The organism is Candidatus Binataceae bacterium (assembly GCA_036495685.1).
Lineage (GTDB): Bacteria > Desulfobacterota > Binatia > Binatales > Binataceae > JAFAHS01.
Map to the genome: position 1 here is coordinate 1 of DASXMJ010000122.1, position 3,234 is coordinate 3,234.

Genomic DNA, 3,234 nt, shown 5'->3' on the forward strand with positions numbered 1-3,234 from the left:
CCGAGTCCTTCCAGAGGGCCGATCACATAGAAGGCGAGACAGGCGAAGTTCGCGACCGCTCCGAATACTGGAACCACCATGTGCTTGAAGCCACTGAACTCATGGTGCTCGCGAAAAGCCACGATGCAGACAATGTTGGTCAGGCCGTAGAGCAGGAAGGTGCCGAAGTTGGACAACAAGGTAATCAGCAGCAGGCCGTTGGGCAGCGATGACAGGCTGGCGTTGGAGCTCATGCCCAGCGCATACCAGATATCGTGCGGCAGGGTTGCGATGGTTTTGTCGTCGGGAGCTGAACCACCGGCGAAGTAGAAGATCGCTCCGTACGCTCCCATCACCGCGGAGATCGTCGCCAGCACCCAGATCGCGCGGTGGGGGGTCAGGTTTTCGCCGTGAAGGATTCCGAAGTGCTCGGGTACCTCCTCGTCCCGGCCCATCGCGTAGGTCACACGCGCACCCGTGTTGATGCAGCTCAGCGTGGTCCCGATGAGCGCGAGAAAGACGGTGAACGCCTCGATCAGCATGAAGGCCTGGCCGTGTCCGCCCAGCAGGGTGTTGCCGATGATCACACACATGTCGCCGATCGGGGCAGCCGAGCCTTTTGCGTCGGCGAGACTATAGGCGCTGTTCAGAAAGTAGTTGGCCGCAAAGTATTCGATCAGGTAGCAGAACAGCCCCTGGATGGTCAGCGAGAGCAACACGCCGCGGGGGATGTCGCGTTTGGGGTTGATTGCCTCTTCACCCAGCGCCGTGACCGACTCGAAACCTACCAGAAGTAGGATTGCGATAGTCGCCTGCAGCATCAACCAGTCGAACCGATGCGGGAGCACAACCGACAGCGCACTCGGATGGGCGGGATGATCACCGCTCAGACTGTATTTGAGGGTCGACGCCACCATATTGCCGTTTGCGTCCAGTCCGAAGCCGGTCGATCCGGCAGGGTGCCCGATGCGGTATGCAACTGCCAGCGCGGCAAAGAACAGCAACGCACTTATCTGAATCGCGTTAATCGCGATCGCCACGTTGGTGGATCCGCTCACTCCGCGAAACGCGATGTAGGCGACGAAGTAGCTGAAGATAACCGCGACCAGCGCCATGAAGACCGGTCCCGGAACTGCCGCGTTCATCGTGGTGGGGGAAATGGTTCCGACGATATAGCCGACCAATACTCCCATTGTCGCAACCATGACCGCGGGATACACCCAGTAGTACAGGTGAGACGCCCAGCCGATTACGAACTTGGCGATTCGCGCGAACCGGTAGGCGTGGGTGGTCTTGAGAAATGCCTGCTCGGCGAACAGGTAGGAACTCCCGGCGCCGGGGTAGAGCTTGGCGAGCTCCGAATATGACAAGGCAGTGGCATAGGCAAGCAGCAGTGCTACGAAGATTCCGGCCCACATCACCAGACCCGAGGGAAACACGTAGCCCGCCTGCAATACGAACGTGATCCACAGAAAAGCGCCCGGAGCGATCAGCGCCATTGCATTAACGGTAACGCCGGTCAGACCCAGCGTCGGCACCATCTTGACTTCTGCTTTCTCTGCCATCCTTTCCTCCTCGGGTTTGGCCACCGCTCGACCCGTGGTGCGAGACGCGTTCGAACCAAAAGCCGCGCGACGCCCCTACTCAAGAAGGATGCCAGCAGACGATGCGCTCCGCGTTTCCTGCAATTTGCAACGCGCCGACGATACACGATGCTGCTGATCGTGCCCGCTCGCTAGGCAAGCGCAGCCTGTTTATTGTTCAGCGTGTGAAGTGCAGACGCAGCTACTCGACCGAAAGTTGTATATTAACTATCTGTATCGCAAATACACAGCGAGTTAATTGTCTCCAGTTCTACATAGAAAGTTGGATAGACACTAGATGGAAGGTTGGAAGCGCGGAAATTACTTTTTGGGTTTTCCTAAAATACGCAGACAGTGCTCGCAGCTTTGAAGAGCGCCCGGTGCCCGCCGCCCAACCGGTCACCTGCTTCTAGGGGCTGCCCTGACCGGCTCGTTGAGCCTCGGGATCTGCGCGCGCTGTCGCGCAGCGGTCCTGGCGCTGAAGCGCCTCGAGGGCGGACAGATGCTGGTTATCGTCGATTACGGTGCGAGAAAGGAGCAGGCCTCGCTTCGATGGAGCGAAGACGATGACGCGCTGGAGCGCGTTGTCCGACAGCGGTAAGGTCTGGCCGCGTTGCACCAGCAAGAGTTCGAGAGAATCGCCCGTCACTTCACGATCATTGCGGACGAAGAAGTTGTTGGTGGCGGCGTCGAAAGCGGAGACCGACCAGTAAGTCGAATGTGGCACACTGGCGATAACCCGCAGGGGCCCGCTCGACAAATCGAATGGACAGCTTGCATACAGGATGTCGGGACTTGGGCGCACCACCACGCGCGAAGCGGCAGTGGGCCGCGTCCCGAAGTGCATTGCGTTCGGCTCTCCCATGGTCCTGAGCGCGCGTCGCATGACCAGCCGCGGCAGCGCGTAGAGCGTGCCGAAATGCACGAGGAGTGCGATCGCGAGCGTGGCGGCCAACCACGATCCAAGGTCTCGTGCGCGCGGGTTCATGGACAGCTCACCTTCTTGACTGTCGGCAGCACAACCTGGGCCGGGTCGAACGCGACCCGCGGGCCAGGATTGTAAAGCCGCAAGCTCAGCGAGAAGCGGCCGGGCCCGAGCGGAATCCAATTGGCGCCGCCATTGGCACCGCCCACTTGCACCAGAAAGACTCCGTCAGCCCGGCGCACCACCGTGGTCTTGGACACCGAATAACGGTTCGCCGGGTTCGGAATAAGAAATTCGTCGGGACCATACGCGGTGATGCTCCACCACCGCGCATCGGGATCGTGGCCTGAAATCTCGTACACACAGCGGCCGTCGAGCCGCTGGCCTTCGCCGTCGTGGGTTGCCGTGTAATAGACCGTCTCGCGGGCGTTCAGCGCGAGAAATCCGTGGAGCGCGACCCTCGCGCGCGTGTACGGGTTGCCGCGCGGATTACCGGCGGCAACATCGGTCCTCCACGAACCATTCTCCACTCCGCCCAGCGCGGCGACCCGCACGACGGCAAGCCAGGTAGCAAAGAGGCCCAGCGCAGTTCCGACCAGCACAGCCGAAATCATCATCCCCAGTTTCATCGGCAGCCTCAACCAAATGACAAAAGAAGCCCTTTACGAGGCCACTACGTTGGCCCAAGCAGATTCGTTACGCTGGGAAATAGCGCCCGACGTTCGGTAGCCGTGGGAACGCGGCACC

General features: G+C 60.4%; 3 protein-coding genes. All 3 read right to left on the reverse strand.

Annotated elements, in window-relative coordinates:
• Positions 1 to 1,544 (reverse strand): APC family permease (locus tag VGI36_12240; protein HEY2485914.1); only part of this gene is annotated, 1,544 nt, incomplete at its 3' end.
• A 427-nt stretch (positions 1,545 to 1,971) separates the two neighbouring features.
• Complete coding sequence (locus tag VGI36_12245; protein ID HEY2485915.1) at positions 1,972 to 2,550, reverse strand: DUF1254 domain-containing protein; 579 nt, start codon at positions 2,548 to 2,550, stop codon at positions 1,972 to 1,974.
• The gene (locus VGI36_12250) at positions 2,547 to 3,116 is read right to left on the reverse strand and encodes a DUF1214 domain-containing protein (protein HEY2485916.1); all 570 of its coding nucleotides are present in this window, start codon (positions 3,114 to 3,116) and stop codon (positions 2,547 to 2,549) included. The genes VGI36_12245 and VGI36_12250 overlap by 4 nt, the downstream gene beginning before the upstream one ends.
• Between the last annotated feature and the right edge of the window lie 118 nt (positions 3,117 to 3,234).